The organism is Microbacterium sp. Mcb102, assembly GCF_024519805.1.
Lineage (GTDB): Bacteria > Actinomycetota > Actinomycetes > Actinomycetales > Microbacteriaceae > Microbacterium.
Window position 1 is genome coordinate 347849 of the sequence record NZ_JALJRG010000002.1, and the last position, 26149, is coordinate 373997.

26 protein-coding genes are annotated in these 26149 nt (G+C 68.3%); 13 read left to right on the forward strand and 13 right to left on the reverse strand.

Annotated elements, in window-relative coordinates; all coding sequences use genetic code 11:
* Positions 1–13: 13 nt before the first annotated feature.
* On the forward strand, positions 14–799 hold the full coding sequence (locus OC372_RS07990) for a DNA/RNA non-specific endonuclease (RefSeq protein WP_262001434.1): 786 nt from the start codon (positions 14–16) through the stop codon (positions 797–799).
* 119 nt (positions 800–918) lie between these two features.
* The gene (locus tag OC372_RS07995) at positions 919–1938 is read left to right on the forward strand and encodes a LacI family DNA-binding transcriptional regulator (RefSeq protein WP_262001435.1); all 1020 of its coding nucleotides are present in this window, start codon (positions 919–921) and stop codon (positions 1936–1938) included.
* Between the two features lie 69 nt (positions 1939–2007).
* Here OC372_RS07995 and OC372_RS08000 read toward each other — a convergent pair whose 3' ends face one another.
* The 3 genes from OC372_RS08000 to OC372_RS08010 form a co-directional block, all read right to left on the reverse strand.
* A complete protein-coding gene (locus tag OC372_RS08000; protein ID WP_262001436.1) occupies positions 2008–4236 on the reverse strand; it encodes an RICIN domain-containing protein in 2229 nt (742 codons plus the stop codon).
* Positions 4237–4342: 106 nt separating this feature from the next.
* Positions 4343–5575 carry a family 1 glycosylhydrolase gene (locus tag OC372_RS08005; protein ID WP_262001437.1) on the reverse strand — a complete coding sequence of 411 codons (1233 nt, stop codon included), beginning with the start codon at positions 5573–5575 and terminating at the stop codon, positions 4343–4345.
* 120 nt (positions 5576–5695) lie between these two features.
* Positions 5696–6952 (reverse strand): ABC transporter substrate-binding protein, encoded by a 1257-nt coding sequence (locus OC372_RS08010; protein WP_262001438.1) that lies wholly within the window; start codon positions 6950–6952, stop codon positions 5696–5698.
* Positions 6953–7199: 247 nt separating this feature from the next.
* Here OC372_RS08010 and OC372_RS08015 point away from each other — a divergent pair, with 247 nt between their 5' ends.
* From OC372_RS08015 to OC372_RS08025, 3 genes are all read left to right on the forward strand, one after another.
* Entirely contained in the window at positions 7200–8150 is a 951-nt protein-coding gene (locus tag OC372_RS08015) for a carbohydrate ABC transporter permease (RefSeq protein ID WP_262001439.1), read from the forward strand.
* Positions 8147–9001 (forward strand): carbohydrate ABC transporter permease, encoded by an 855-nt coding sequence (locus OC372_RS08020; RefSeq protein ID WP_262001440.1) that lies wholly within the window; start codon positions 8147–8149, stop codon positions 8999–9001. Before OC372_RS08015 ends, OC372_RS08020 begins: the two co-directional genes overlap by 4 nt.
* 66 nt (positions 9002–9067) lie before the next feature.
* On the forward strand, positions 9068–10618 hold the full coding sequence (locus OC372_RS08025; RefSeq protein WP_262001441.1) for an alpha-N-arabinofuranosidase: 1551 nt from the start codon (positions 9068–9070) through the stop codon (positions 10616–10618).
* 4 nt (positions 10619–10622) lie between these two features.
* Here OC372_RS08025 and OC372_RS08030 read toward each other — a convergent pair whose 3' ends face one another.
* Genes OC372_RS08030 through OC372_RS08050 form a run of 5 tightly spaced genes read right to left on the reverse strand, consistent with a single transcriptional unit; the run spans position 10623 to position 15500 of the window.
* On the reverse strand, positions 10623–11711 hold the full coding sequence (locus tag OC372_RS08030) for an alkene reductase (protein WP_262001442.1): 1089 nt from the start codon (positions 11709–11711) through the stop codon (positions 10623–10625).
* A gap of 38 nt (positions 11712–11749) precedes the next feature.
* Entirely contained in the window at positions 11750–12247 is a 498-nt protein-coding gene (locus OC372_RS08035) for a MarR family winged helix-turn-helix transcriptional regulator (protein ID WP_167634593.1), read from the reverse strand.
* Positions 12248–12300: 53 nt separating this feature from the next.
* The gene (locus OC372_RS08040; RefSeq protein WP_262001443.1) at positions 12301–12756 is read right to left on the reverse strand and encodes a MarR family winged helix-turn-helix transcriptional regulator; all 456 of its coding nucleotides are present in this window, start codon (positions 12754–12756) and stop codon (positions 12301–12303) included.
* Position 12757: 1 nt separating this feature from the next.
* Positions 12758–14524 (reverse strand): MDR family MFS transporter, encoded by a 1767-nt coding sequence (locus OC372_RS08045; protein ID WP_168380835.1) that lies wholly within the window; start codon positions 14522–14524, stop codon positions 12758–12760.
* Between the two features lie 31 nt (positions 14525–14555).
* A complete protein-coding gene (locus OC372_RS08050; protein ID WP_262001444.1) occupies positions 14556–15500 on the reverse strand; it encodes a DMT family transporter in 945 nt (314 codons plus the stop codon).
* Positions 15501–15566: 66 nt separating this feature from the next.
* Here OC372_RS08050 and OC372_RS08055 point away from each other — a divergent pair, with 66 nt between their 5' ends.
* On the forward strand, positions 15567–16181 hold the full coding sequence (locus OC372_RS08055) for a TetR/AcrR family transcriptional regulator (protein WP_105710564.1): 615 nt from the start codon (positions 15567–15569) through the stop codon (positions 16179–16181).
* Positions 16182–16214: 33 nt separating this feature from the next.
* On the opposite strand, the gene OC372_RS08060 is transcribed toward OC372_RS08055, so the two are convergent.
* Positions 16215–17003 (reverse strand): hypothetical protein, encoded by a 789-nt coding sequence (locus OC372_RS08060; RefSeq protein WP_262001445.1) that lies wholly within the window; start codon positions 17001–17003, stop codon positions 16215–16217.
* Positions 17004–17149: 146 nt separating this feature from the next.
* On the opposite strand from OC372_RS08060, the gene OC372_RS08065 reads away from it, so the two are divergent.
* On the forward strand, positions 17150–18040 hold the full coding sequence (locus OC372_RS08065) for an alpha/beta fold hydrolase (RefSeq protein ID WP_262001446.1): 891 nt from the start codon (positions 17150–17152) through the stop codon (positions 18038–18040).
* Position 18041: 1 nt separating this feature from the next.
* Here OC372_RS08065 and OC372_RS08070 read toward each other — a convergent pair whose 3' ends face one another.
* Positions 18042–18803: a glycosyltransferase family A protein gene (locus OC372_RS08070; RefSeq protein WP_262001447.1), complete on the reverse strand. Its 762-nt coding sequence runs from the start codon at positions 18801–18803 to the stop codon at positions 18042–18044.
* A 115-nt stretch (positions 18804–18918) separates the two neighbouring features.
* Between OC372_RS08070 and OC372_RS08075 the strand changes: the two genes are divergently transcribed.
* The 4 genes from OC372_RS08075 (at position 18919) to OC372_RS08090 (ending at position 22716) form a co-directional block, all read left to right on the forward strand.
* Positions 18919–19656 carry a GDSL-type esterase/lipase family protein gene (locus tag OC372_RS08075; RefSeq protein ID WP_262001448.1) on the forward strand — a complete coding sequence of 246 codons (738 nt, stop codon included), beginning with the start codon at positions 18919–18921 and terminating at the stop codon, positions 19654–19656.
* A 36-nt stretch (positions 19657–19692) separates the two neighbouring features.
* Positions 19693–20865 carry a sensor histidine kinase gene (locus OC372_RS08080; RefSeq protein ID WP_262001449.1) on the forward strand — a complete coding sequence of 391 codons (1173 nt, stop codon included), beginning with the start codon at positions 19693–19695 and terminating at the stop codon, positions 20863–20865.
* Positions 20862–21518, forward strand: a complete 657-nt coding sequence (locus tag OC372_RS08085; RefSeq protein ID WP_262001450.1) for a response regulator — start codon at positions 20862–20864, stop codon at positions 21516–21518. Before OC372_RS08080 ends, OC372_RS08085 begins: the two co-directional genes overlap by 4 nt.
* A gap of 91 nt (positions 21519–21609) precedes the next feature.
* Positions 21610–22716, forward strand: a complete 1107-nt coding sequence (locus OC372_RS08090) for a hypothetical protein (RefSeq protein ID WP_262001451.1) — start codon at positions 21610–21612, stop codon at positions 22714–22716.
* Positions 22717–22859: 143 nt separating this feature from the next.
* Here OC372_RS08090 and OC372_RS08095 read toward each other — a convergent pair whose 3' ends face one another.
* From OC372_RS08095 to OC372_RS08105, 3 genes are all read right to left on the reverse strand, one after another.
* On the reverse strand, positions 22860–23081 hold the full coding sequence (locus tag OC372_RS08095; protein WP_146114817.1) for a hypothetical protein: 222 nt from the start codon (positions 23079–23081) through the stop codon (positions 22860–22862).
* Between the two features lie 173 nt (positions 23082–23254).
* Positions 23255–23443, reverse strand: coding sequence for a hypothetical protein (locus tag OC372_RS08100; protein WP_091028620.1), 189 nt, complete (start codon positions 23441–23443; stop codon positions 23255–23257).
* A 136-nt stretch (positions 23444–23579) separates the two neighbouring features.
* The gene (locus OC372_RS08105) at positions 23580–23951 is read right to left on the reverse strand and encodes a hypothetical protein (protein ID WP_262001452.1); all 372 of its coding nucleotides are present in this window, start codon (positions 23949–23951) and stop codon (positions 23580–23582) included.
* A gap of 124 nt (positions 23952–24075) precedes the next feature.
* Here OC372_RS08105 and OC372_RS08110 point away from each other — a divergent pair, with 124 nt between their 5' ends.
* Positions 24076–24741 (forward strand): response regulator transcription factor, encoded by a 666-nt coding sequence (locus OC372_RS08110; protein WP_051662591.1) that lies wholly within the window; start codon positions 24076–24078, stop codon positions 24739–24741.
* Entirely contained in the window at positions 24738–26126 is a 1389-nt protein-coding gene (locus tag OC372_RS08115; RefSeq protein ID WP_262001453.1) for a sensor histidine kinase, read from the forward strand. Before OC372_RS08110 ends, OC372_RS08115 begins: the two co-directional genes overlap by 4 nt.
* Positions 26127–26149 lie beyond the last annotated feature (23 nt).

The window sequence follows — 26149 nt, forward strand, 5'->3', positions numbered from 1 at the left end:
GCACGATGGGGGCATGACCGACGGCTACGATCCGGCGTTCCTCGGAGCGACTCTCCCCCTCCCGCGCCCCGCGCAAACGGTGCGCCCGCTCCCCTATCCGCGCTTCACGGTGCTGCTCGATCCTGCACGGCAGCTCGCCGCAGTGACCGCGGTGAACATCGACGGCGCCTCGCTGCAGGATCTCCCGCGCACCGGCGACTGGCGGCTCGACGAACGCGTGCCGGCCGCCGAGCAGACCGGGCCGGAGGTCTATGCCCGCAACGACCTCGACCGCGGGCACCTCGTGCGCCGCCGCGATCCCGGATGGGGACCGGTCGATGCGGCTCGCGCCGCCACCGAGGCGACCTTCTCCTACCCGAACGCCGCACCGCAGGCGGCCGGCTTCAACCAGTCGAAGGAGCTCTGGCTCGGCCTCGAAGACCATGTGCTCGCCTACGCCGAGACGACCGATCAGCGGGTGTCGGTCTTCACCGCGCCGGTCCTGGCCGACGACGACCCGCCGTACCGCGGCATCCGGATTCCGCTGCGGTTCTGGAAGATCGCCGCCTGGCAGGGACCGGACGGGCTCGCCGCCGCCGGGTTCCTGCTCGACCAGTCCGAGCTCGTCGACACGCGGGAGGGCGTGCTCGCCGTGCCGCCACTCTGGGCCTTCCGCACGTTCCAGGTGCCGATCGCCGACATCGCCGCTCTGACCGGCATCGACCTGGGCCCGCTGCCAGCTGCAGATGTGCGTGAGCGACCCGGAGCGCGGGAAACGGGATGGCGGAGTCTGGACACTGCGGATGACATCCTGCTGTGACGCCGGCGACGGAGCGCACTGGACCGGTGGAGTCGCCGACTCACTACCCTCACCCCTACGGCAGCCAGGAGATTACGACGTTGTATCATCAAGGACGGTGATGACGTCTGGGAGGTCGTATGGCAGCCACCCTCCACGACGTGGCGAATCTCGCCGGCGTCTCGATCAAGACCGTCTCCAACGTCGTGAACGACTATCCGCATGTCAAGGAGTCGACGAGGACCCGCGTACGCCAGGCGATCGAAGAGCTCAATTACCAGCCGAATCTGTCGGCACGCTCTCTCCGCTCCGGACGGAGCGGAGTGATCGGGCTGGTGCTGCCCGAGTTGAGCCTCAGCTACTTCGGGGAACTCGCCGACGCGGTCATCGCCGAGGCGGAGAAGCATGGTCTCGTGGTGCTCATCGAGAAGACCGGCGCCGATCGTGACCGCGAGATCGCCGTCCTGACCAGTCCGCGCATGCAACTCACCGACGGACTCATCTTCAGCCCGCTCGGCATGGGTCAGGCGGATGCGCGGCACTTCGAAGTCGACTTCCCGGTCGTGCTCCTCGGCGAGCGCATCTTCGGCGGCCCCGTCGACCACGTCACGATGCGCAACGTCGAGGCGGCGCAGGCCGCGACGGAACTCCTCCTGAAAGCGGGTCGCCGACGCATCGCCCTCGTCGGCGCGCACGTCGATGAGGATGTCGGGTCCGCAGCCCTCCGCACGCGGGGCTACGAGCAGGCGCTCACCGCCGCCGGCATCGAGGTCGATCCCTCTTTGGTGCGGTACACGACGCTCTGGCACCGGTCCAACGGTGCCGCGGCGATCCGAGACCTTCTGAGCGACGGCGTCGAGTTCGATGCCGTCTTCGGCCTCAACGACGCACTCGCCCTGGGGTCGATGCGCGCCCTCCAGGAGGCAGGCCTGCGCATTCCCGACGACGTCTCGGTCGTGGGCTTCGACGACATCGACGAGGCCCAGTACACGCTTCCGAGCCTGTCGACGATCAACCCCGGTCGGGAGCAGATCGCCGCTCTCGCCGTGGAACTGCTTCTCGCCCGTATCCGTGACGGCGGCGGTCGGCCATCGGAGCCCCGCGAGGTGCTGGTCGACTTCGAGGTGGTCGTCCGCGAATCCGCAGTCCCGGCCGACTGACGCCTGTCGGGATACCGGAGCGGAGCGGCCGATGTCTCCGACCGCCCCGCGCCCTGCATCACTCCTGCATCACTGGATGCCCTCCTTGATGAGGCGCCACTCCTGGCACGCCGCGCCCGTCGGGCCCCACTGCTGCGCGACCGCTCCGTCGGCGGTCGAGCAGGAGCCGATCTCGAGGAGCTTTCCACTGTTCGCGTTGGCGACGGTCCAGTAACCCGCACTGTTGGGCGAGAGGTTCCAGCGCTGCGTCGCGGTTCCGCTCGCCGACCGCTGTACCGCGTCGGTGCCGTCAGCCGTGGACGCCCCTGGGATCTCGAGGAGCTTCCGGCTGTTCTTGTTCACGAGTTCGAACGTTCCCCCCGTCGCGGGCTGCACCTTCCAGATCTGCGTGGCGTTCGCCGTCGGCCCCCACTGCCCGGCAGGGGCACCGTCGGTCGTGAGCGCAGACAGGATCTCGAGCACCTTGCCGCTGTTGCGGTTCTGCACCTGGAAGGTCGCCGGCAGGGTCGTCCCGCTCTTGTGGAGCTGGATCTGGTCGAGCTCGGCGAAGGTCCCCGAGTAGGCGAACCGCACGGTGTTGGACCCGGCGTTGAGGGTGACGGCCTTCTGCGCCCAGAGGTAGCGGCCCCAGTCAGCGGTGGCGGGATAGCTGATGCTCGACGCCGCCCCTCCGTTCACCGACACCGCATGGCCGCTCGTGGCCCCCGTGCCGTTCGCGTACCGGACGTTGAGGTCGTAAGTTCCCGCCTGCGGAACGTCCACGGTGAAGGTCACCGTGCTGTCGGCGAAGTTGATGTTGCCGACCTTGCTCCCGTTCGAGGCGTCGCCGTGCGTGACGAGCGTGGTGTTCGTCCGCGCGGCGTTCTCCGCCTCGTAGGCGGTCGCGGTGAGCGGGATCGTCCCGACCCGGATGTCGTTGTAGAGGTAGGTCTGACTAGGGTTCGACGGATTCGCGCGGTAGTTGTCGACGTTCACCGCCTGGTACAGCGTGCGTCCGTCCGGGCTGTAGTCGATCCCCTGCGCGAAGCCGGTGATCGAGCTCGGACCGTTGAACGTCACCGCAAAGGGCAGTCGCTCCCACGGACCGGCGCCGAGGTTGTAGTTGACGAAGAAGTTCTGTCCGCCGTCGAGGTTGCCGGCGGCATCGAGCCCCCACTTCGAGGCGACGACGATCATTCCCTTCGGCCCGCCGGTGGGCACCCACTTCACCGTCGGGGACGATCCGATTCCGCGACCGTCCGCGAGTTCGACCGGCGTTCCCAGACTCGTCGTCGATCCCCAATTGAGTCCGTCGGGCGACTTCTTGAAGAACACCGGCGACGCGTTCGAGAAGGCATATCCCTGCGCATTCACCACTTCATACGTCGCGATGTAGGAGCCGTCGGGCAGCTTGTCCACCGTGATCATTCCTGGGCGATGCGTGGAGTCGGTCGGAGCGGACACGTTCGAGAGCGCGCCCCACGTCTGGCCGCCGTCGAGCGAGCGCCGGTAGGACACGGCCTGGAGAACGCCATTCGCCTTCTGCCGTTCATCCGAGAAGTAGGCGACGAGCCCGCCCCCTCCATCGATCGCCAGCGTCGGCTCCCAGACGGTCGTGGTCGTCGACGTCGAGGAGGGGTCGTAGATCGCCGGTCCACCCGTGTCGATCGTGCTCACGTAGCTCCACGAGGCCCCTCGGTCGGTGCTCTTGTAGACGACGAGCTTCGTCACCGACGACGCGGCGTTGCGGTCAGCGGGTCTGATCTGACCGGTGAGCAGGATCGTGCCCGCCGCGAGGTTTCCGGTTGTCTGCGGGACCTCGAAGAGGAAGGGCTGCGCCAGGCGGTCGAGCTGCGTCGTGCTCTCCTGTCCGGCGGTCCCGGGGAACTGCAGCCCCGGGTTGACCGCCGAGATCTTCTGCCAGCTCGTGCCGTCGTTGGTGCTGCGGAAGATCGGCCACTCCTGGTGGCACGCCAGGGCCGGGTTCGCGAGGCAGGCCTGCGTGTCCGTCGTGGGGTTGGAGCTCGGGTTGACGTCCTTGATCAGACGCCCGTCGTCGAACGTGTTCAGGAGCGTCCCGTTGGAGGTGCCGTTGTGCTTGAGGGCGATGATCTTCGCGTAGGCCGTGCCCGTCGCGTCTCCGCCCTCATCGTTGAACGACGAACCGTCCGGTGGGGCGTACACGAGCGATCCGTTGCCCGTCGTCACCGCCTGAGCCGATGTCGCGACGAATCCCGTCGCCACGAGTGCCAGCGTCGCGGCGATGGCGGACAGTCCTGCCAGCCTCCCGCGCGATCTCTGTTCCGATAACCGCTTCATTGCGTCCTCCGAGGTTGAGGTCCTGACGCGGAGTTCCCCATCAGGATTTACATCGTTGTAAATGGAGAATTGCACAACGTTGTAAATCAGTCAAGAGCCGCGGCGATCAGCGCCGGGAATGCCGCAGGAACGCGTCGGCCACCGGCGTGCGATGCCGCTGGAGCACACCATCACTGTCCTCCTCGAGCGCCCACAGTCCCATGGAAAGGCGGTAGTCCATCGGCTTGCCGTCTCCCGGGCGATAGGACCACTCGACCATGTCCGTGATGCACCACCACGTGTATCCGATGACGTCGACGCCGGCCGCGCGAAGGTCCTCGACCGCCGCGATCGACGCATCCATCCAGGCGATCCGCTCTTCGACGGTGCCGGTATAGCTCGTCTCGGTCAGGAAGACGGGCCGCTCGTAGCGCGCGGCGAACGACTGGATGACGTCCGCCAGACCTTCGGTGCCGGCATCGAGGCGCGGCCGAAGATCGCGCGGACCCCCGGTGTGCACGACCCCTGCTTCGAAGACCTCCGTGGAGTGCTGCGGGTAGTAGTTGACCCCGACCACGTCGGGGATCGCCGTGTTCTCGATGGCCCAGGCGAAGTCCTCGTCGGTGAACCCGTTCTCCCCCAGGTATTCGGCGAGCGGGTGGTCGCCGCCGACGCGACCCATCACGAGATCCTGGACGATGTACGCGCGATGCCGGAGGTGCTCGTGAGTCTCGCTCTGCGCAGCGGTGTCCCCCGCGAACCGGAAGGAGGCCTCGACATGCACGAAATCGGCATCCGGATCGGCGGCGGCGATGGCCCGCTGCGTCGTGACGATGCCGCGGGAGATCCCACGGAGCACCTCCACGAAGCCACGATCGCCGGAGCAGTACGGCGGCCACTGCGCGAACTCACCGCAGTACATGATGTTCAGAAGCGGTTCGTTCAGAGGCGTGTAGTGCCGGATTCGACCTCGATACCTTTCGGCGACGGCGGCGGCGTACTCGGCGACGCGCTCCGGATACTCCGGGTTGACGAACTGATCCTCGAGCCAGAGCGGCGTCCCGTAGTGGACGAGATCGGCGATGAGCTCGATCCCCAGCTCGTCGAAGCGGTCGATGACCTTATCGAGCCACTCCCAGTCCCACTCACCCGGCGCCGGGTTCACGCGGTACCAGGGGATGCCCCACCGCACCATCTCACTGCCCACGTCGGCGCAGTAGCCGAGATCCTCCGACCAGAAACGGTAGTGCTGCATGAGTTCGTACTCATCCAGCGCGCGCTCACCCGGCCGGGTCTGAGGGATGAAGGTGTCTTCCACTCCCATCGCGAATCGCAGGCGTCCGTCCTCGAACCAGTTCACGTCGTCGTTCTCCTTCTCGGATCCGCGGATCCGTTTCGATCTCTCTGCCGCGTGTCGGCGCCCGACACACGGCAACCCGCACCGATCGGGAGCGTCGGTGCGGGTGGTCGTGCAACGGAGTCAGCCCGCCAGGGCCGCCTCCATCTCCTGCTGCGCCGTGCGGAGCAGCTCCGCGGGGTCGCCCCCGGCGAGCGCTTTCTGCGTGGCGGTGTCGAGTGCGGTGAGCACATCCGTCGACGGGATGACACCCGGCAGGAGTGCGGCACCGTATTGCGACTGCTCAGTGAGGGCCGACACGACGGGGTTCTCCGCCACGTCCTCGGCCGTAACCTCCGACGTGAGCGGGGGCCAGCCGGAAGCGAGCGACCACGTGACCATGTTCTCCTTCTGGTAGAACCAGCTGAAGAACTTCTCGGCCGCCGCCTTCTCCTCCGCTGACGCCTGAGCCGTGATGCTCATGTCGACGGCGAGAGCGGAGGCCACGATGCCGTCAGGCCCGGCCGGGAGCGGCGCGATGCCGTAGTCGATGCCCGATTCTTCGGAGACGGTGGCGAGCCACGGCCCCCCGAGGGTCATCGCGACCTTCCCCGCACTGAAGAGTCCGTCGGCGTCGGCGCCTGTGAGACCCGTCGGCGAGAACTTGCCGGCGGTGACGGCATCGGCCCAGTACGTGAGCGTTTCGACGTTCTCCGGCGAATCGACCACGACGTCACCGTCGGCGGTCACGACATCGCCACCGCCGCTCTTGAACAGAGACGGCCAGACGCCGTTGCCCACGGTCGCATTGTCCTGGAGCGCGAGTCCGTACTGCTCGGGCTCACCGTCTCCGTTCGCGTCGACGGTGAGCGCGGTCGCGGCAGCGACCCACTCGTCCCACGTCGTCGGCACCGAGACACCGGCTGCCTCGAACATCGCGGCGTTGTAGAACATCGTCAGCGGGGTGAAGCTCAGCGGAGCCCCGAAGCGCTCGCCGTCGACGATGCCGGTATCGACGGCACCGGGATTGAGGACGTCCGAGGCGCTGTCGCTCTCGTACCAGTCGTCGAGGGGCTGGAGCGCGCCTTTCGACGCGAAGACCGGGATGTTCTCGGGAGGGATCGCCATGAGCTGCGGCCCCTTCTTCGCGGTGAGCGCGGGCAGAGCCGAGTCCAGGAGTGTCGCCCAGGGCTTGACCGACGGCGTGATCTTCACCTCGTCTTGCGACTTGTTGAACTCGGCGACGAGGTCGTTCAGCACCTCGCCATCCGCTTCTGTGTAGCCGTGCCAGAAGTCGAGCTCGATCACTCCGCCTTCCTCGGAAGGTGTGCCGGCCGACGAGCAGCCGGCCAGGGCGAGCAGAAGGACGCTCGCGAATGCTGCGGGTAGTGCTTTCTTCATCAGGGGAACCTCCACTGTTCGACCACTCTGTCGGCGCGGAGGACGGGTGTCCTCATCATCGCTTTACAACGTTGTAAGTAAACGTTATAGAGGTTATGGTTCTCGATGTTCCGAGAAAAGTCAAGCCACTCGGCCCCTCGTCCCACCTGGGCGCTCCCGCAGCCGTCCAGCGCTCGTGACCGCGAGTTGACGAGCCGACCCCAAGGTCCTTACTGTGTGGGTTACAACGTTGTAGAGAGAAGTGACAATGACCGCCACGACTTCCCCACCCGCCCGCCGCCGTCGCCCGCCGGCGCAGCTCGGCGGACGCGGCCCGATCGCCGGGATCGCGAAGCGCCGCCTCACGATCCTCGCCTTCCTCGTGCCGGCCCTGACGATCCTCGCCCTGTTCGTCTTCTGGCCGATGGTGTCCGCACTTCGGCTGTCCTTCACCGACGCGAGCGGATTCGGGCTCGAGGAATACGTGGGCTTCGCCAACTACGTCGAGGTCTTCACCGACCCCGACATGCTCCAGGCGATGAGCAACACCGTGCTGTACACCGTGCTCTTCACGCCAGTGGCCGTCGTGCTCGCACTCCTGCTCGCCCTCGCGCTCAACAGCCCGCATCTCCCCCTGCGCGGCATGTTCCGCACATGGCTGTTCCTGCCGTTCATCGTCTCCCTCGCCGTCGCCGCGTTCGCCTGGCAGTATCTGCTCGACCCGCAGGTCGGTCTGCTGAACTACTGGCTACAGGCCTTCGGCATCCGCATCGGCAATGTGCTCCAGGATCCGGTGCTCGCGATGCCGACCGTCGTCCTGGTCGCAGTGTGGAAGAACTTCGCCTTCTACATGATCGTCTTCCTCGCTGGGCTCCAGGAGATACCGAAGAGCCTGTATGAGGCGGCCAACATGGACGGCGCCGGCCCCATCGCCCGCTTCCGCAACGTCACCCTCCCCCTGCTGGGAAACACCACGGGATTCGTGCTCATCATCGCGACGATCGCCGCGCTCCAGGCCTTCGACCAGATCTATGTGCTCACCGGCGGCGGACCGTACCGCAGCACGCAGACGATCGTCATGCAGATCTACCAGTCCGGATTCCGTGACCTCGAGCTCGGCTTCGCCTCGGCGGTGTCGTACGTACTGCTCATCGCGACGCTCCTCCTGAGCCTCGTCCAGTTCGCCCTCTCGGGCCGTCGAGCGAAGGACGCCGCATGACCGACATCGCCACATCCCGACGCCGACCCACCCGACTGCGTGTCGGACGCGGGCTCTGCTTCCTGGCGATGCTGTTCGTCACACTCCTCATCCTGCTGCCGATCCTCATCATCGTCTTCACCGCCTTCAAGCCGGTCTCCGAGGTCAACGCCTTCCCACCCTCGCTCGTTCCGGGGACGTGGACATTCGATAACTTCGAGCGGATCTTCACGGACCTGCCGTTCGCCCGACTGATCTTCAACAGCTTCGTCTTCGCGGGCGGAGTCACGATCTGCGCACTCGTCTTCGATTCTCTGGCCGCCTACGTCCTCGCCCGCATCGACTTCCGTGGAAGTCGTGTGCTCCTCGTCGTGATCGTGGCGAGCCTCATGATTCCGTTCCAGGCGACGCTCATCCCGATCTACCAGCTGGTCTCGGACTTCGGCTGGGTGAACACGTTCTGGGGCCTCATCATCCCCCGCGCGGCAGACGCCTTCGGGATCTTCTTCCTCCGCCAGTTCTTCCTCTCCCTCCCGCGCGACCTCGACAACGCCGCCCGCATCGACGGGGCTTCGGAGTTCCGGATCTTCCGCAGCGTCGTGCTCCCCAACGCCATCCCCGCACTTCTCACGCTCGGCATCTACACCTTCGTCAACAACTGGAACGACCTGCTGTGGCCGCTCGTCTTCACCACGGAGCAGGAGATGGGAACCATCACCTCCGGGCTCACGCTGCTCACGGGGCCGAGCGGCATCATCCCCTACGGCGTCATGATGGCGGGCTCCCTGATCGCCGTGGTGCCGCTCGCGATCATGTTCCTGTTCGTCCAACGGCGCTTCATCGAGAGCGTCGCGAGCACCGGGCTCAAGTAGACCCCCATCCGCACGCCGGCCGCGACCCGCTCGCCAGCACCGTGACGATTCGACCGAAAGGCAGAAATGACCGCCGCACGATTGACCTTCGACCCTCAGCTTCCGGTCGGAGCTGTGAACCGACGAGTCTTCGGCTCCTTCGTGGAGCACCTCGGCCGATCCGTCTACGACGGCATCTACGAGCCCGGACACCCGAGCGCCGACGCCGAGGGCTTTCGCTCCGACGTGAAGGCGCTGGTGTCCGAGCTCGGGGTGAGCGCGATCCGCTACCCCGGTGGCAACTTCGTATCGGGGTTCCGCTGGGAGGACAGCGTGGGCCCGCGCTCGCAGCGCCCCGCCCGACTCGACCTCGCCTGGCATTCGGCGGAATCGAACCAGGTGGGCCTGCACGAGTTCGCGACGTGGCTCGACTCCGTCGGCAGTGAGCTCATGCTCGCCGTGAACCTGGGCACACGCGGCACACTGGAGGCGCTCGACCTCCTGGAGTACACGAACCTGCGATCGGGCTCGGCACGGGCGGTGGAGCGGGCAGCCAACGGCCGCACCGAGCCGTTCGACGTGCGGATGTGGTGCCTCGGGAACGAGATGGACGGCCCATGGCAACTCGGTCACCGCTCGGCGGACGACTACGGCAAGCTCGCCGCCCAGACTGCTCGCGCCATGCGGATGTTCGATCCCACGCTCGAGCTGGTCGTCTGCGGCTCTTCGAGTCGCTCGATGCCGACCTTCGGCGACTGGGAACGCGTCGTCCTCTCGCACACGTACGACGACATCGACTACATCTCCTGCCACGCGTACTACGAGGAGAAGGACGGAGACCTCGCGAGCTTCCTCGCGTCGTCGGTCGACATGGACGAGTTCATCGAGTCGGTGATAGCGACCATCGATCATGTCAAGGCGGCGAAGCGCAGCGATCACGTCGTGAACATCTCGTTCGACGAGTGGAACGTCTGGTACAACACCCGGTTCGAGACCGTGGACAAGATCACCGGTGCGCAGAACTGGCCGACCGCGCCGAGGCTCCTCGAAGACGCGTACTCCGTGGCGGACGCCGTGGTGGTGGGTAGCCTCCTCATCTCACTGCTGCGCCGGGCGGACAGGGTGACCAGCGCCTCGCTCGCTCAGTTGGTCAATGTGATCGCCCCGATCATGACGGAGCCCGGCGGCATCGCCTGGAAGCAGACGACGTTCTTCCCGTTCGCCGTCACCTCGGAGCTCGCATCCGGGCAGTCGATCCCCACGCACATCGAGTGCGATCTCTATGACACCGACGCCTACGGGAGCGTGCCGGTCATCGACGCCGTGACCACGTTCGACGCCGCCACAGGCAGCGTCAGCGTGTTCCTGGTCAACCGATCGCAGACCGACCCGGTGACACTCTCGTTCGACGTCTCAGAGTTCGGAGCGGTGCGGGAGGCCCACGCCCGCACGCTCAGCGACGATGACGTGTACGCCGTGAACACACTCGAGGACCCGGAGCGCGTTGCTCTTCGCCAGAACGAGACCCTGGTCGTCTCCGATGGCGTCGCGGTCGTCGAGCTGCCGCCCGTCTCGTGGACGGCCATCAGTCTCCGGGTCTCCTCGGCGGCAGCCGCCGAGCAGGGCGCGTCTCGGTGAGCCCTCAGACCCCGGCGCGCACGACCTCCAGCGACGGGTAGTCGGTGTACCCCTCTGCCGTGCGCCCGTAGAACAGCTGCGGGCGCGGGTCGTTGAGCTCCGCGCCCTCTCGCCAGCGCTCGACCAGGTCGGGGTTGGCGATCACGGGGCGGCCCGCGGCGACGGCATCCGCCCACCCGTCGGCGACGAGCGCCTCGGCCTCCTCCCGCGTCGTGACGACGCCGAAGCCGGTGTTGATGATCAGGGGCGCGCCCGCCGTGCGCCGGATGTGCTGCACGAGCTCGCTCGTCGGTGCGGCACTCAGCACATCGCTGAAGGCGAGACCGAGCGGGGCGAAGCCCTGGGCGACGGCGGCGTAGGTCGCGTGGACGTCCGCGTCGTCCTCTTCGAGCACACCCTGGATGTTGTGCTGCGGCGACAGCCGGATGCCGGTGCGGTCGGCTCCCACCGCCGCCGCGACGGCTGTCGTGACCTCGATCGCGAAGCGGGCGCGGTTCTCGGGCGACCCGCCGTACTGGTCGTCACGGATGTTCGACACCGGCGAGAGGAACTCGTGGACCAGGTAGCCGTTCGCGCCGTGCACCTCGACGCCGTCGAAGCCCGCGGCGATCGCGTTGCGCGCGGCCTGCGCGAACTGCTCGACGACCTCGGGGATCTCGTCGAGGGTGAGCGCGTGAGCCACCGGCAGATCGACCTTGCCCACGGGCGTGTGCGTCTGACCCGGTGCGGCGAGCGCGCTCGGGGCGACCACGCGCGGCTGCCCCGAGATCTCCGGGTGCCCCACTCGGCCACCGTGCATCAGCTGCATGACGATCGTGCCGCCCGCCTCGTGGACCGCCGCGGTGACGGGCCGCCACCCCTCGATCTGGGCGGGCGTGACGATGCCCGGCTGGCCCGCATAGGACTTGCCCTCGGCAGCCGGCCAGGTGCCCTCGGAGATGATGAGGCCCTGACCCGCGCGCTGCCGGTAGTACTCCGCCATCACCTCGGTGGGCACGCCGTCGTCATCCGCGCGGGTGCGGGTGAGCGGCGCCATGACGACGCGATTGGACAGCTGCAGGGCGCCGAAGACGGCCGGATCGAAGAGAGTCACAGTGGGAGGTAAGGCTCGGGGCGAGCCTCGTATTCCCCTCAGTTGCCACCGAGGGCCGACAGCAGGTCGGCGAAGTGGTCGAGGTCGGCGGCCGTCCACTTGCGCAGCCGCTCGCCGATGCGGCCCTCGTAGCGGGAGCGGGCGACAGCGATCCGCTCCTGCGCCAGGTCGGTCGCGACGAGGACACGCGCGCGGCGGTCCTCCGGATCGTGCACGCTCTCGACGAGTCCGAGCTGCTCGAGCTGACGCACCTGACGACTCACCGCCGACTTGTCGGTCTGCAGATGCTCGATGATCGCACCCGCCGAGGTCGCCTTGCCTGTCGCGATCGACGTGAGCACCTGGTATCCCAGCGGCTGCAGTTCGGGGTGGACGGTCGCGGCGGCCTCGCGCCAGCTGATACGGATCCGCGCGAACAGACGGCCGAGTTCCTGCTCGACCCTGGTGACGGCCTGGTCGAGATCCGCCCCGCTCAGACGGCCCTCTTCAGAGGGAGATGCGGGGGTGTCGGCGGGGGCGTCGGACGAGGCGCTCATGCTCGCCAGTGTACGGCGAAGCCCCACTGTCGAACGTGACAGCGGGGCTTCACTCAGACCTCGGCGAGGAGTCGGAACACCTTGGATGCGGCCTGGATCTCGTCGGGCGTCAGCTCGTCGACCACGGCCTGCAAGCGTGTGCCGTATTCGCGGCGGACCTCGGCGAGCGCCTCGCAGGCCGACGGCGTCGCGCTCAGCACCCGGAGCCGCCCGTCCCGCTCGTCCGGCCGGGACTCGAGGAGTCCTGCCTCCTCCAGCATCCGCACCTGACGGCTGATGACCGACTTGTCCATCTCGAACCGCTCGGCCAGCTCATGCGCGTTCGCGGTGCCCGCCCGGGCGATGAATGTCAGCAGCTTGTACCCGGCCACCTGCAGCTCGGGGTGCACCCGAGCTGCAGACTCCTTCCAGAGCGACCTGGTCCTCGCGAAGATGAGGTTCAGGTGCGCCTGGAGGTCACCGAGCGCGCTGTCGACATCCGCCCGTCCGACCGCTTCGGGGGCGAGCATGTCAGCGCTCCTGGTCCCGATCTTCGCGTTCGAGGACGCGCACCGAACCGGTCGCGGGCGACTCGGACTCCGCACCTCCGAGCCGGATGGCCCCGGTGGAGAGCGACGCGCCGACCTCGGCCTCGGAGACCTCGATGACGGATTCCTCCGCCTGCTCGAGCATCTGCTCGGCGGCGTTCTTCGTCGACAGCGGCTTGTTCTTGATGAACGCGATCGCGATGATGGCGATCACCGCGAGCGGGATGGCGATGATGAACGAGTCGGCGATGCCGTGGCCGTAGGCACCCTCGACGATCGTGCGGATCGTGTCGGGAAGCTGTCCGACCTTCGGCACATCACCCGAGGCGAGGTGCTTGAGCGCATCGACCTCGGCGGGGGTCGTCGGCGTGAAGCCCTCGAGCGAGTCGGTGATGTACGACGCGACGCTGGTCGACAGCATCGCACCCATGACCGTGACGCCGATGGTGCCCGCGATCGTGCGGAAGAAGTTCACGTTCGACGACGCGGCGCCCAGCTGCTGCGGCGCGGTGTCGTTCTGCACGATGAGCGTGAGGTTCTGCATGACCATGCCGAGGCCCGCACCGAGGATGAACATGTAGACGGCGACCAGCGGGAACGGGGTGTCGTAGCGCAGGGTGGCCATCAGGCTGACGCCGATGGTGGCGAGCACCGAGCCCGTCAGCATCCAGCCCTTCCACTTGCCGAAGCGGCTCACGAGCTGGCCGATGATGATCGACGCACCCATCTGGCCGATGATCATCGGGATGGTCATCAGGCCGGACTCGGTGGGCGTGGCGCCACGAGCCAGCTGGAAGTACTGCGCGAGGAACACCGAGGTGGCGAACATCGAGACGCCGATGGCGATCGAGGCGATCACCGACAGCGTGAAGGTGCGGTTGCGGAACAGCGACATCGGCACGATCGGTTCCTTGACGAAGAACTCGACCGTGATGAAGGCGGCGATCGCGACTCCGGCGATGACGGCGAGCATGATGCTCGTCGAGGAGTCCCAGTCGAACTGGCTGCCGCCCATCGAGACCCAGATGAGCAGGGTCGAGACGCCGACCGCGAGGAGCACGATGCCGAAGTAGTCGATCGAGACCTTGCTATCGCGCTGCGGCTTGGGCAGGTGCAGCGTGAACTGCAGCAGGACGAGGGCGAGGATCGCGAACGGCACGCCGACGAAGAAGTTGGAGCGCCAGCCCCACACGTCGGTGAGGAGTCCGCCGAGCAGCGGGCCGCCGATGGTGCCGAGGGCCATGATGCCACCGACGACGCCCATGTACTTGCCGCGCTCACGCGGGGAGATGATGAGGGCCACGGCGATCATGACGAGCGACATCAGGCCGCCGACGCCGATGCCCTGGATGACGCGAACCGCGATGAGCATGTTCGTGTCGGTCGAGAAGCCGGCGATCACGGTGCCGACCGTGAAGAGGATGAGCGAGATCTGCACGAGGACCTTGCGGTCGACGAGGTCGGCGAGCTTGCCCCAGATGGGGGTCGAGACGGCGGTGGCCAGAAGGCTCGCGGTGATGACCCAGGTGTACTGGGACTGGGTGCCGCCGAGGTCGGCGATGATGACCGGCATCGAGGTCGACACGACGGTGCCCGAGAGCACGGCGACGAACATGCCGACGACGAGTCCGGAGATCGCGGTGAAGACCTCGCGGGCCGAGCGGGTGGCTTCGGGTGCTGAGGATGGGGTGTGTGTCACGGGGGTAACGCTCCTGCGTAGAAAGTTGATCGAGGTCAACCATACTCCGATAGTTGCGAAAGCGCAACTATCGAGAGGGTGTTCACAACTCCTCAATGAACGCGCGCGAAACCGAGCCCAGAGCCCCGGATCGCGAATCTCCCGACGATTCTGAGGAGTTATGCACGGCGCGCGTCTCGCTCACGAGCACCGCGGTCACACCGGCGGCACAGAGGGCGAATCCGCCGAGGGTGACGAGGGTGAGCGGCTCACCCAGCAGCAGCGCTCCGGCCAGCGCGGTCGTCGGAGCGATCAGGAAGAGCAGCGCGTTCAGAGCCGTGATGCCGACCCGGCGCAGCAGCCACCAGTAGAGCCCGTACGCGGCAAGCGTCGGGAAGACAGCGGCGAATCCGGCGGCGATCCAGAACGATGCGGATGCCGGCGGCGCGAGGGCACCGAAGACTGCGGCGACCGGCACGAGGGCCAGTGCGGTCACGCTCACGTGGATGGTGAGCGTGACAAGCGTGCCCGTACGCGGTTCCGAACGGCGCTGGAGGAAGGTGCCGACGATGAGGCTGGCCATGGCGAGGGCAGGCCAGACGTAGGCGGCGGGGTGCGCAGTCGAGTCGTCGAGCTGCGAGCGCACCACCAGGAGCACGCCCGCCGCGCCGATCAGAAGCCCGGCCCACTGCGCCCCGCGTACACGCAGTCCGAGCAGCGGACCGACGAGGACGGCGATGATGAGCGGCTGCACGGCGTCGATCAGCGCCGTGGTGCCGGTGGCGACGCCCGAGGCGACGGCCGCGTACACCGCGGTGCAGTATCCGAACTGGGCGAAGAGACCGATGAGCGCCTGCCGTCCCACATCAGCGCGGGTGACGTCCCGCCCCGCGCCGGTGAAGCCGACCACGGCGAGCAGGATCACAGCGAGAGGAACGAAGCGCCAGACGAGCAGCGTCAGCGGCGGCACCTCGACGGCGGCGATCGCCGGCACGAGGAATCCGGAGCTCCAGGTGACGACGAAGGCCACGGATGCCGCGATCGTCACGCCGACTCGAACTATACCGATCTGTATACCCAATCCCTCGACTATACAGGTTGGTATACTCGGGGCATGGCCGTCCCCGTTCCCGACCTCGCCCCGCTCACCCCTGGCGCCTCCCGCGTGCTCGACGCGGCGTCGCTGCTCTTCTACGAGCGCGGCATCCACGCGGTGGGCGTCGACACGATCGCCGAGGCCGCTGGCGTCACCAAGAAGACCCTCTACGACCGCTTCGGCTCCAAGGAGGCACTGGTCGTCTCCTACCTCCAGCACCGCGATGCACGATGGCGGACACACGTCGCCGAGCACCTGTCCCGCGTACCGGAGCCCGGCATCGAGCGCGTGCTCGCCGTGTTCGACGCGGCGATCACCTGGTCGGACGAGAACAGCCCGAAGGGGTGCAGCGCGATCAACGCACGCGCCGAGATCGGCGACGGCCACGACGGCCACCCGGTCTTCCCCGAAGTCGCGCGGCAGAAGGCCTGGCTGCTCGACCTCTTCGCCGAGCTCTGCCGGGAGGCCGGCGCCGCGGACCCCGACCTGATGTCGAAGGCCCTGATGCTGCTCTACGAGGGCGCCATCGTCACGGTCGGCATGGAGACGTTCGGCGCGCCGTTCGAGGTGGCTCGCGGACTGGCTCGCACGACGCTGGAGCGCGATCGGGGACTCCTCTCACCGGAACGATGAGAGGAACCCCCGACACACGGAGCGGAACCGCCGTCAGCTGGCGATCCAGTTGCCCTCCGAGTCACGGACGTAGCTGGAGATCTCCGCCTCGTGGACGAACATCGTGCCCGACGTCATCACGGCGAGGTTCATACCGGCGAACCGGGTGATGCCGCCGTCATCGGCGATCGCAGGGAGCCAGAACTCGGTGCTGTTGTCGTAATCCGATGCGGATGCCGCACAGTCCTGCACCAGCGTCAGGGTCGCGTAGTCGTCGGAGTGGTAGAGCCCGGGTGCGGCATCGGCGTCGTCGAGATCGGCGACCGGCACGGCGGCCATCAGCGGAGCCCACGCCGGCGTCGGCGTGAAGGGTGCGCCGATGCCGGCGACCTCCTTCAGCTCTTCGATGTGCGCGGGATCCGCGCCGTTCGCGAGCGCCTCCTCCTCGGTGCTCACGCCGAAGTCGCCGGTCAGCCGACGCTCGAACTCGTCCTCCGCCTGCGCCTCCCGCTCGGCCCGGGTCATCGACGGCTCCGTGAGCACGTCGGGCGCATCGCCCGCGTAGGTCATGGCGAGGTCGACGGCACAGTACTGCGCGCCGTCGAGCTCGCGGGGCGTGGCCCGCACCTCACGCACGAGCAGTGCGTCGGCATCGCTGCCCGCGGCCTCGATGAGAGCCTCCGGAACGCGGATGAGCAGCTCACCCGTGGTCGAATCGCCGTAGGCCGACTCGAACTCGAACACGCCCTGCTGCGGGCCCGCCGATTCCCCGGAGCATCCGGCGAGAGCGACCGCCGCGATCGCGGTGATCGTGAGGACAGGGACAAACTTCTTCGGCTTCATGGGCCGCCTTCCTTGTGCGCATGACCGGGCGCAGAGTCGCCCGGCGGCCCCGAGGGACTCTCTGCCCACTGTCGGCAGTGCAGGGAGATCCGACAGTGACGGCGCTCTTCCTTCTCGGCGGGCACCCCGAGCGGTACCGTGTCAGCGTGTCGACGGAATCGCGGAGTGAGCGGGCGCACATCGCCCCGGCAGACCTCGACGCGGCGATCGGCGACGTCGACTGGACGGTGCCGCCGCCCGGGTCGACGGCCTCGCGGTTCTCAGCGCCGAGCGGCGAGCTGGCCGTGGTGTCGCTGGGCGATCCCGCGCATCCGCGCGTGGTCCTGGTCCCCGGGGCGACCGGCTCCAAGGAGGACTTCGCCCTGATGCTGCCGCTCCTGGCGGAGGCCGGCTTCTTCGTGCAGTCGTTCGATCTCGCCGGGCAGTACGAGTCCCACGCCGCCGGCGCGCACACGAGCTACACGTACGAGCTGTTCATCGGCGACCTCATCGCCTTCCTCGAAGCCGACAGCCCCGCTCATCTGCTGGGGTACTCCTTCGCGGGCACGGTCGCGCAGCTGGTCGCCGTCCGTCGCCCCGACCTCGTGCTGTCCCTGGCGCTCCTGACCACTCCCCCCGGCGTGGGCAACGTGTTCGCGACCATGAAGTGGCTGGGCCCGATCGCGCCGATCGCGAGCCCACGTCGCGGTGCCGGTCTCATGATCTGGGGGATCGTGACGAACAAGAACCGGGTCCCGCCCCGGAGGCTCGAGTTCGTCCGCTCCCGGTTCGCGCTCACGCGCAGGCGCAGCGTCGACGAGATCGTCGGGCTCATGATGGCCGCCCCGGATGTACGTGACCGCGTGCGGGCGCTGCCGATCCCCAAGCTGGTCGTCGCCGGCTCGCACGACCTGTGGCCGCTGGCCGCCCACGAACGCTACGCCCACGACATCGGCGCCGACTTCCGCGCTTTCGCGACCGGGCACAGCCCGAGCGAGACCACTCCGCATCAGCTCACCGCCGACCTGCTCGATCTCTACGCGCGCGCCGACGGCTGACTCAGCCGCGGAGGGCCTCCGCATCAGCGTCACGCCGCGCCCGTCGCCGCACGCGCAGCGGCTCGTGCGACAGATGCAGCCGGACCGTGGGGAGCACGTAGCTCAGCCGACGTCGAAGCGACGCCCAATCCCGGAACGGGCGCGCCGACACCTCGACGACGAGACTCCGGTCCCGCAGCACCGTCATCTCCGGACGCACATGGAAGGACAGGTCGAAGTCGTCGTGGATGTTCTGCGGCTCCCGGTGCACCTCGCCGCTCAGCAACCGCCAGGTCTCGGCGCGCATCGCCATGTTGGAGCCGAACAGCGGGGCATGCCCGAGCAGCGGCGTGAGCACCGTGTACATGCCGCCGATGTAGAGGTGCTCCCCCATCCAGTGCACCAGCGGCGTGGAGCCGTAGAAGCTCGGGTCGCCGGTGAGGAAGTCGAGGCCGTCGCGGCTGCGGAAGATCCGCTCGATCCGCTCGATCCAGTCGGGCCTCGGGCGCGAGTCGGCGTCCAACCGCGCGATGATGTCGCCCGTCGCCGCGTCGTACCCCGCCGCGGACGCCCGGGGAATCCCCCGCACGGGCTCGGTCACGACGCGTGCGCCGAATCGCTCGGCGACCGCCACCGTGTCATCCGTGCTGCCGTTGTCGACGACGACGACCTCGTCGGCTCTGCGGGTCTGCCGCTCGAGAGCGCGCAGACACTGCTCGAGAAGGACGGCGTCGTTCCGCACCGGGATGACCACCGAGACGGAACGGGGGAAGACGGTCGTCATCGTTCTCCTCTCGTGCGTGCAGGCCTCGGAGACAGTCTCCCGCGTGCAGCCCCGTCAGACGGCGATTGAGAGAGGATGGATGGATGATCCGTGACGAGATCGGCAGATCGCTTCGATGACCGGCACGCGCCTGACCGGGAAACCCCTCGTCGCCATCGCGGCGGCGGTCGCTGCCTTCGCGGCCGTCGTCGGCGTCGTCTACAGACGCGTCATGTACCCGCCGCTGCCCCGCTCCCGGGAAGACCGGATCCGGATCGCCGCCGTCGGTGACAGCAACACCTATGGTGCAGGGATGCTGTTCCGAGGCCGGGGCCGCCGGTCCTACCCGGGCCGCCTCGAACAGCTCCTCGGCGACGGATACCAGGTGCTCAACTACGGCGTGAATCGGTGCACGCTGCAGCACGAAGGCGACTGGCCGTACGACGCGACTCCCCAGGCCACGGCGTCTCTGCACGCGGGGGCGGACATCGTGCTCGTCATGCTCGGCTCGAACGATGCCCGCGGCGACAACTGGAATGCGGAGCGCTACGAGACCCAGCTCGCCGCGTTCGTCGAGCGCTACCGCACGCGCGGCGCGACCGTCTTCCTGCTGACTCCACCCGTCGCGTTCCCGAATCGCCGCGGGGTCCACGAGCGGATCATCGCCGACGAGGTGGCCCCGATCGTGCGCGCCGTCGCGAGCAGGCTGGGGGTCGACCTGATCGATGTCTTCGACGTCACCCGCCGATCCGTCACGCGGCATCCGGACGGCATCCATCTCGATGCCCGCGCCAGCGCGATCGTCGCGGAGGCCGTCGCCGAAGCCCTCGTCCCGCCGACTGCGCCGCCGCTCGCCACTCACCCGGAGGGGTGATCCGCCGCCGCGAAGCCGCGTGAGAGCATGAGGGCGATGCGGTCCGAGGCCTCTGTCGCGAGTCCCCGTCGGCACGCCTGGCTGCGTGTCGACGTCATCGTGGCGCTCATCGCCCTCGTGATCCTGCTGCCGTCGAGCATCGCGATCCTCACAGAGCCGGCCACGCGCCCCGAGCCCTGGATCCTCGCGCTCATGATCGCCCTGTACGTGGTGCTCCACCTCACGACACTGCTCGCCGTGCGGCACCCGGTCGCCGCGATCGTGATCGCGAACGCCGTCATGTGCGCACTCGTGCTCGTCCCGGGTATCCGCGCGGCATCCGGAGCCTTCCTCCCCTCGGCCGCGGCCTACCTGCTCGTCATCGGCCAAGTCGCCGCGCAGACCCGCTCGAGCGTGCGGATCGCGGCGCTGGCGGGCGGCATCTTCGGCGCCGGCCTCATCGCCTTCACCGAGCTTCGACTCGACGATCCGGAGCTCCGCCTTGGGGCGTTCCTCGGACTCAGCGGTGCGATCGCGGCGGCCTGGGCGCTGGGGCTGGTCCTGCGGGTGCGGCGTGACCAGGCCGAGGAGCGGATGGCGGCGCGCGTCTCGCAGGCGATCGCGGATGAGCGCGGACGGATCAACCGCGACCTGCACGACATCGTCGCGCACTCGATGACGGTGATGATCGCGCAGGCCGAGGTCGCCCGCACGGTGCGCGCCGACGACCCCGACCGGAGTGACGCTGCTCTCGGGATCGTCGTGGACACCGGCCGTGAGGCTCTGCGCGGAATGCGTTCGGTCGTCGCCGACGATGCCCCGCGCCAGCCGTTGCCCACCGTCGACTCCCTGGAGGAGCTCGTCGAGGGCGTGCGTACTCCCTCGACCGACGTGCGGCTGAGCGAGTCGGGCACCAGGGCTCCACTTCGCGCCGACGCCGCGCTGGCACTGCATCATGCGGTGCGCGAGGCGCTCACGAACGCGATCCGTCACAATGCGCCTCCGGTCGCCATCGAGGTGCGGATCGACTGGCGACCGGAAGGGGTGCAGGCAACGATCGAAGACGACGGAGGGTCGGGCCCGGTCGTGACCGATCTCGGCAGCGGCGTGGGCCTGGTAGGCATCACTGAGCGGGTGCGGCTCGCCGGCGGCACGCTCACCGCGCACGGACGGGATCCGCGGGGATGGATCGTCACGGTGGATCTTCCGACCGAGAGGAGCATCGGATGACCCTGCGCATTCTGATCGTCGACGACCAGGAGCTGTTCCGCACCGCCATCGCGCTGATGCTCTCGCGCGATCCGCGCCTGTCGGACGTCGCCACCGCGTCGTCCGGCGAAGCAGCGATCGAGCATGTGCGCGCTCATGCCGTCGACGTGGTCCTGATGGACATCCGGATGCCGGGGATGGACGGCATCGCCGCCACCCGGGAGGTGCTGCGGCTCCGGCCCGCCACCCGGGTCCTGATCCTCACCACCTTCGACCTGGACGAGTACGTATACGCGGCGATCCGCGAGGGGGCGAGCGGCTTCCTCACCAAAGACGCCAGCCCGGCGGAACTCGCGGATGCCGCCGTCGCCGTGGCCTCCGGCGAGTCGGTGATGTCCTCACGCGCCACCGAGGCACTGATCGGGTTCGTTCGCGACGGGGCCCCCGGAGCAGACCCGGCGTCGGCGCTCGCCGCCCTCAGCCCTCGCGAGCAGGAGGTCGCCCGCGCTCTCGCCACCGGCGCCTCGAACGACGACATCGCTCGGACGCTGTTCCTCTCGGCGAACACGGTGAAGACGCATGTGAAGGCCGTCCTCGCGAAGCTCGGCGTTCCCGACCGGGTGCACGTCGTCATCTGGGCATACGAGAACGGGCTGCTGCGCCCGGGACGCTGACCGCTCTGCGCCCGCAGGTTCACTCCTGCGGGTGAGGAGGATGACCCCTGCGGTCGAAGTCGGCGGCGGAACGCGTTCCTAGCGTGGAAGCATGTCCATTCCCACACGCATCATCGTCCTCCTCGCCGCCGCAGTCGGCGCCCTGGCCGTGACCGCCACCAGCCTCGTGAGGATGCTCGCCCCCGGCACCGACGCACTGCCCTCGAGCCTCGTCGGCAACCTCGGTCACGGCGTCGAACTCGCGCTCTCCCTCACGGGGGCGCTCGCCGCGCTCCTCGTATCCGTGTCCGCACTGGCGACTCGTGACCTCGTGAACCGCGCCGTGCCGCGGTGGCTCCTGCACACGGTCGGTCTCGTGGCCGGGGGGCTCCTCGCCGTCACGATGCCCGGAGGGGTGATCGCCGCGGCGGGTTACACCTTCGCCATGATGGTCATCGTCGGCGCCCTGGTCCTCATCGTCCTCACGGTGCTGCGCCGTCCGCTGCTCGGTCTCCTCCTCGCCGCCGGGGTCGTCGGCGCCCTCGCCTACGCCGCCATCGGACTCGGGGCCGGGCCGCTCGTCCCACAGATCCTGGGCAGTTACGGCATGATCCTCCCGCAGGCCGGTCTGGCACTCGCGCATGTCGCCGCGGCCGCCGGCCTGCTGATCTGGATGATCGCCGATCCGTCGTCCCGCCGAAGCCGATTCGCGCGCGAGGCGCTCCGGCACCGCCGCGCGATCACGATCGTGGCGGCCGCGTGCGCCCTCCCCTACGCGTTCGCCCGCGCGAGCTGGCTGACGCCCTGGCCGCTGTTCGGCGGAGGCGCGGAGATGTTCGCCGCAGACCCCTCGGTCCGCGTGCTCGGTCTTGCGCTCGGCGCGGCCATGCTCACCGGAGGCGTGCTCACCCTGGGCCTGATCCTGCCCTGGGGCGAGCGGTTCCCCCGCTTCCTCGCGGGACTCGGCGGGCGATCGGTGCCGCCCGGGCTGGCCATCGTCCCGGCGAGCCTCGTCAGCGTCCTGTTCACGGCCGCCGGCATCCAGTTCGCGTTGGAAGGGGTGGGCACCGTGGAGAACTCCGTGTACGTGCTTCTGATGTTCCCGTTCTGGCTCTGGGGTCCGCTCCTGGGTCTCGCCACCTGGGCCTATGCGATGCAGCGGGCGACGCCGGCCGCGGCGAAGCGATCGAACTCCTCCGCTGCGCAGGTCACGGCCTAACCGGTCGGCGCCTCGGATCCGTCTTGGCGACGGCCCGGACTCGTCTCCCTCTGGCGGTCCTTGCGGAATTCGCCACCCGGGGCAAGAACAAGGGGACGACCAGTCCGGTCGTCCCCTCCTTCTGCGTGCTCGTCCGACTTGAATCAGTTCGGGGCTTTGCTGATCTTCGAATTCACGCGGTACCAGCGTGCGATGAGACAAATCCCCCCGACAACGAGGATTGCCCCAAAGACGAGAAAGAAGACCCGAAATCCAACTTCGGTTGCGATCGTCGCGTTGAGAAACGCGAGAGCTCCGCAGAAGAGAACTGCCACCCAGCCAGTGATGACTGCGCCTGATGGACGCGTGGTGCGCGCTTCGGTCACGTTGAACTCCTCACAACCTCGGAAATCTCTTGATCCAATTCCCGAATGACCCCGAAGTATAATGTTAGCGACTGGACTCAGCGTCAGTTCGCGCATGCATGCGGGCGTTCAGCGGTGATCAAGCTCACCATCCTGACCGAACGCCTCAACTGAGACGTCGGCCAGGAGCGCGGTCAGCCGTCTTCGGGGTCTTCCGCGAGGACATCGGCGTCGTCGGTGTCGCCTCCGTCGCTCGGGACCACCGTGGGCGGGTTCCCCTTGCCGTCCTCGGCGCCGAGGTTGTCGTTCTCCTCTGCACCCGGGCCCGGCTCCGTGCTGATGTCGTTCCGGTCGGTGCGGATGTCGTCGCTTCCACCACTCATGTGCGTTCCTTCCCGTGGGCAGACGCCGCAGGCCCCGCGCATGCGGGACGACGTCTATGTCGGTCCGACGCTACGACGGTGCAGGCGCAGTGGCACGCCCCTTGACACCGATGCGATCGGCGAGCACCTCTCGCGGTCAGCCGCAGAACGCGGAGGCGGAGTTCTTGAGCTGCTCGATCGCCTCGACTGTCTCGGGCGCCTGCAGATCGGTCATCCCGCCGATCTTCTCCGCACCCGAGCGGATGAGGTCGCCCAGCTGACCGTCGGTGTTCTCGGCCAGCCCGTTGAGCGAGGCGACCAGGTCGTCGCGCGCGGCATCCGCCTGCTCGGCCGAGAGCTCCCCCTGATCGAGCAGGGACTGGTACTGCCCGTACGCGTCGTCGATGGTGGTGCAGGCAGCCTGCACGTCGACGCCGAGAGCGTCGCCCGCCATCTGCGTCACCTGCGAGCAGCCCGCCAGGATGAGGCCGGCGGCGAGCACGAGCGGGAGGACAAGGAATCGGCGCATGCCCCGAGGGTAGCGGCTCGACCTGGCGCCTTCCTGCGCCCCTGCCGGTCGCCGTATGGAGCACTTGCACGGGCGCAGGCGTCTAACATCGCAAGCGCGCGATGGCCGAGGAGGTGGGCGCCTGATGAAGGTCATGCTCGTGGATGACGATGCGGAGATCCGCCTCGGCTTCACGACCGCCCTGCGGCGCCGCGGTCACACCGTCGACACCGCCGAGGACGTCGCCTCCGCCCGCCTGCTCGCCGAACGGATCGCTCCGGATGTCGCGATCATCGACGTCATGCTCCCCGACGGCGACGGGTTCTCGCTGTGCCGCGAGATCCGCACCCGATGGGGCTTCCCGACCGTCATGCTCACGGCGCGCGATGAGGATGCGGACATCGTCATCGGCCTCGACGCCGGAGCAGACGACTACATCACGAAGCCGGTCAGTGTGGCCGTGCTCGAAGCGCGCCTGCGGACGGTCCTGCGCCGCAGCTCCCGTCTCACCGCGGAGCCGCTCCGGGTCGGCACACTCGAACTGCATGAGGACTCCGCGGAGGCACTGGCCGACGGCGAAGCCCTGCCGCTGAGCCCCACCGAGTTCCGCCTGCTGCATGAGCTGGCGCTGAACGACGGTCATGCCCTGAGCCGCTCGCACCTGATCGACGCGGTCTGGGCGCAGTCGCCACCCGACACTCCGCGGGTGGTCGATACCGCCATCCAGCGGCTGCGTGCGAAGCTGACCGCGGCGAAGGTCGCGACGCCACAGCTGGAGACCATGCGGGGGATCGGATACCGGCTGCGATGACCGCACGCCGTCGTCGCCCCACCCTCCGCACGGCCATCGCCCTCGCCCTCGTCGGCAGCACGATCGCGGTCTCGGTGCTCGTCACCGGTGTCGTCGTGTTCACCGCGGGGCGCATCGTGTACGAGTCGCGGCAGGAGGGCCTGCTCGACGAGTTCTCCACGACCGCTGACGCCCTCTTCACCTCCATCTCCACCGCGTCCCCGAAGGACACGTGGAAGTACTACGCCGAGATCCTCCCCGGCGAGACCGTCATCATCGACCTCGACAGTGGCCGCAGCGCCGGAGAGCTCCGTCCGGGTCAGGTGCCGGATGCGCTGGGCATCGACGACAGCCGTCGCTCCGGCGATCTGACCTCGCTGATGACCACGCTCGACGATCGTGAAGTGTTCTTCGTCTCGACCGTCCGGGACGATCTCCCCCAGGATCCGAGCGCCCGCCTCGCCGTCGTCACGGCGTACTCGATGCAGCCGCAGCAGGAGCAGGTGCGAGAGCTCATCGTCTCGGGCGCGCTCCTCAGCGGGGGTGTCGTGGTCCTCGTCGTCCTGCTCGAGCGTCTGCTCGGCGGTGCGTTGACGCGCCCGCTTCGACGCCTGGTCGACACCGCTCATGCGGTCGGATCCGGCGACGGCCCGCCGGAATGGAAGCCGTCGTTCGACGACGTCGACCGCGTGGCCGATGCCCTCCACCTCTCCTCGGAACGTCTGGGCGACACCATCGGGCAGCTGCAGCGCCGTGAGGCGGAGTCCCGGCAGTTGGTCAGCGACGTCGCCCACGAGCTGCGCACACCGCTCACCTCGATGATCGCGGTCGACGAGCTCCTCGACGACGAGGAGCAGGCGACCGCGGAGGAGCGGGCGGTCGCCGCTGCGGTCGTGCGCGCCGGAACGCGCCGCCTGCACTCCCTGATCGAGCACCTGCTCGAACTCTCCCGCCTCGATGCCGGGGTCGCGCGCGTGCACCGCACGACCGTCGTGCTCGCGGAGCTGCTGACCGACGTCGTGGATGCGACCGGAGTCGACGTCGCCGAACTGTCGGTCGCCCCGGACCTTCGGATCCGCACCGACTCGTCGCGGCTGCACACCGTGGTGGCGAATCTGCTCACCAACGCGTCCCGGCACGGTCGCCCGCCCGTCACGGTCCGCGTGCACGAAGACGGCGACATGCTGCACATCGACATCGGCGACCACGGCCCCGGCATCGGCGAGCCCGATGCCGAACGGGTGTTCGACCGCTTCGTCACCACCGACCGTTCGCGCTCCGACGGTGTGGGCACTGGGCTCGGACTCGCGATCGCCCGCGACAACGCGCGGCTCCTCGGCGGGGAGCTCGCGCTGCTCCCCCGCTCCCCCGGCGCGACGTTCCGCGTGACCCTTCCTCGCCTGTGACACTCGTGTGACATTCGTCCTCG

What these genes read in the sequence shown, in the direction of transcription:
- OC372_RS07990 (WP_262001434.1), top strand. Translation starts at nt 14, where the DNA reads ATGACCGACGGCTACGATCCGGCGTTCCTCGGAGCGACTCTCCCCCTC.
- OC372_RS07995 (WP_262001435.1), top strand. Translation starts at nt 919, where the DNA reads ATGGCAGCCACCCTCCACGACGTGGCGAATCTCGCCGGCGTCTCGATC.
- OC372_RS08000 (WP_262001436.1), bottom strand. Translation starts at nt 4,236, where the DNA reads ATGAAGCGGTTATCGGAACAGAGATCGCGCGGGAGGCTGGCAGGACTG.
- OC372_RS08010 (WP_262001438.1), bottom strand. Translation starts at nt 6,952, where the DNA reads ATGAAGAAAGCACTACCCGCAGCATTCGCGAGCGTCCTTCTGCTCGCC.
- OC372_RS08015 (WP_262001439.1), top strand. Translation starts at nt 7,200, where the DNA reads ATGACCGCCACGACTTCCCCACCCGCCCGCCGCCGTCGCCCGCCGGCG.
- OC372_RS08020 (WP_262001440.1), top strand. Translation starts at nt 8,147, where the DNA reads ATGACCGACATCGCCACATCCCGACGCCGACCCACCCGACTGCGTGTC.
- OC372_RS08025 (WP_262001441.1), top strand. Translation starts at nt 9,068, where the DNA reads ATGACCGCCGCACGATTGACCTTCGACCCTCAGCTTCCGGTCGGAGCT.
- OC372_RS08035 (WP_167634593.1), bottom strand. Translation starts at nt 12,247, where the DNA reads ATGAGCGCCTCGTCCGACGCCCCCGCCGACACCCCCGCATCTCCCTCT.
- OC372_RS08040 (WP_262001443.1), bottom strand. Translation starts at nt 12,756, where the DNA reads ATGCTCGCCCCCGAAGCGGTCGGACGGGCGGATGTCGACAGCGCGCTC.
- OC372_RS08055 (WP_105710564.1), top strand. Translation starts at nt 15,567, where the DNA reads ATGGCCGTCCCCGTTCCCGACCTCGCCCCGCTCACCCCTGGCGCCTCC.
- OC372_RS08060 (WP_262001445.1), bottom strand. Translation starts at nt 17,003, where the DNA reads ATGAAGCCGAAGAAGTTTGTCCCTGTCCTCACGATCACCGCGATCGCG.
- OC372_RS08070 (WP_262001447.1), bottom strand. Translation starts at nt 18,803, where the DNA reads ATGACGACCGTCTTCCCCCGTTCCGTCTCGGTGGTCATCCCGGTGCGG.
- OC372_RS08075 (WP_262001448.1), top strand. Translation starts at nt 18,919, where the DNA reads ATGACCGGCACGCGCCTGACCGGGAAACCCCTCGTCGCCATCGCGGCG.
- OC372_RS08080 (WP_262001449.1), top strand. Translation starts at nt 19,693, where the DNA reads ATGCGGTCCGAGGCCTCTGTCGCGAGTCCCCGTCGGCACGCCTGGCTG.
- OC372_RS08085 (WP_262001450.1), top strand. Translation starts at nt 20,862, where the DNA reads ATGACCCTGCGCATTCTGATCGTCGACGACCAGGAGCTGTTCCGCACC.
- OC372_RS08090 (WP_262001451.1), top strand. Translation starts at nt 21,610, where the DNA reads ATGTCCATTCCCACACGCATCATCGTCCTCCTCGCCGCCGCAGTCGGC.
- OC372_RS08100 (WP_091028620.1), bottom strand. Translation starts at nt 23,443, where the DNA reads ATGAGTGGTGGAAGCGACGACATCCGCACCGACCGGAACGACATCAGC.
- OC372_RS08105 (WP_262001452.1), bottom strand. Translation starts at nt 23,951, where the DNA reads ATGCGCCGATTCCTTGTCCTCCCGCTCGTGCTCGCCGCCGGCCTCATC.
- OC372_RS08110 (WP_051662591.1), top strand. Translation starts at nt 24,076, where the DNA reads ATGAAGGTCATGCTCGTGGATGACGATGCGGAGATCCGCCTCGGCTTC.
- OC372_RS08115 (WP_262001453.1), top strand. Translation starts at nt 24,738, where the DNA reads ATGACCGCACGCCGTCGTCGCCCCACCCTCCGCACGGCCATCGCCCTC.